Source organism: Parafrankia sp. Ea1.12 (genome assembly GCF_900465275.1).
Taxonomy (GTDB): domain Bacteria; phylum Actinomycetota; class Actinomycetes; order Frankiales; family Frankiaceae; genus Parafrankia; species Parafrankia soli.
The window spans coordinates 1-1,720 of sequence record NZ_UBIZ01000121.1 but is presented as its reverse complement, the minus strand read 5'-3'; the positions used below and the strand labels follow the sequence as shown (position 1 = coordinate 1,720).

At 69.4% G+C, this 1,720-nt stretch carries 1 protein-coding gene; it reads right to left on the bottom strand.

All coding sequences use genetic code 11. From position 1 onward, the window contains the following. Positions 1 to 21: 21 nt before the first annotated feature. Positions 22 to 1,686: an ISAzo13 family transposase gene (locus FMEAI12_RS02775; protein ID WP_112104866.1), complete on the bottom strand. Its 1,665-nt coding sequence runs from the start codon at positions 1,684 to 1,686 to the stop codon at positions 22 to 24. Between the last annotated feature and the right edge of the window lie 34 nt (positions 1,687 to 1,720).

Below are 1,720 nucleotides of genomic sequence, written 5' to 3'. Positions count from 1 at the left end.
GGGAGTTGCCGGAAAATAACTTCAGGGTTTGATGTTGCTCTTGTCGATCAGAGCGGTGAGGTCTCTCGCGGTCGGCGCGGTGATCGGTGCGGGTGGAACGTGGCGGTCGAGGCCGTCGAGGACGGGGGTCATCTCGTGGATGGCGTCGCTGACGGCTGCTCGGGGTGAGCCCAGCAGTCGGGTGAGTGCCTGGTGTTGGGTTTTCCACCGGTGGTGGATCACGGTGACCAGCAGCCGGTCGGACAGCGACAACGGACCGCGGCGCAGGACGCGGCACCGGGCGTGCTTGTGATGCAAGCTGATCGGTGGGTGGTCGAGCACGTACCGTTCGACAGCAGCCAGCAAAGCGGTGAAGGCGGGGCGTTCCATACCGGTGAGGGTGGGGTGGTGCAGCCACTCGGGGGCGAGGTCCTCGGGCTGGGCGCGGTCGGTGTAACGCGGGACGACGGCCGGTGCCGGCGGTTGTGGCCGCAGGGTGTAGTTCCAGGCGCCGTGCCAGTCGTGCGCGGTCAATGGCAAAGTCGCCATGACCTCGTCGGGCACGGTGACCCCGGTGGGATAGGCGCCGGGGTCGAGCTCGGCGTGCACGGTCAGCCCGGTGCGGGTGGTGGTCGCCCCGATCGTGTGGACGACGACCTCGTGGCTGGTCAGCGGGCGTCCCCGCCAGTTGATGCTGATCCTGGAAAACAACCGGTGCTCGATGCTGTTCCATTTCGACGTTCCCGGCGGGAAATGGCAGACCGTCACCTCCAGACCGCTGCTGTGAGCGAAGTCGGCCAGGTTCTTCTTCCACGCCCGGACCCGGTAGCCGTTCGCCCCGCCGGCATCCGCGGTGATCAGCAGCCGGGTCGCGGTCGGGTAGCGGTACCGGCCCTCCCCGTCCCACCAGCGGCGCACGGTCGCCACCGCGAACGCGGCGGTGTCGCCGTCGCAGCCGACCGCCACCCAGCCGGTGTCGGCGGTCAGGTCGTAGATGCCGTAGGGCACCGCTTTGGGTGCGTCCTTGGCGGGAAAGTCATGAGTTCGTACCGGCACCGGCTGCCCGGTGCGGTGCCATTCCCGGCCGGCGACCGCGTAGTCGCCGAGGACCTCTTTCTTTTTGGTGTCCACGCTGACGACCGGCTGCCCGGCCGCGGTGAATTCCTTGACCCGGTCGTTGATATAGCGGAACTGGCCGTCCCGGTCGGGATGGCGGGCGCCCTCGGTTGTCCGCGAGGTGCCCTGCAGGCTGAACCCCTCGGCTTTGAGCAGGACCGCGACCGTGTCCGCGCTCACCGGATGCCCGGACCGGGTCAGCTCTCCCGCCAGCGCACGGGTCGATTTCACCGTCCACCGCAGCGGCGACTCCGGGTCCCCACGCTGGTCGGGCTCGACCAGCGCCAGCAGCGCGCCCACCAGGCACGGGTCCTTCTCCCGCGCCTGTCTACGCCCGCCACCGGCACGCCGAACCCGCCCGGACGGCGGCTGGCCACCGTCCAACTCCGCCGCCCCACGCGAGACGGTGTCCTGCGAGACCCCCGCCGCCCGCGCCACCAGACGGATCCCGCCATGCCCCAACACCCTGGCGTCCGCCCCCAGCACCAGCCGCCGCCGACGCTCGTCCAGATGCGGCAGCAACACCGCGAACTTCTCCGCCAGGACCTCCTCGGTCCCTTCCACCCCCGGAACCCTACCCCCACAGAGCATGGTCAAAAGCAGAAGTTATTTTCCGGCAACTCCC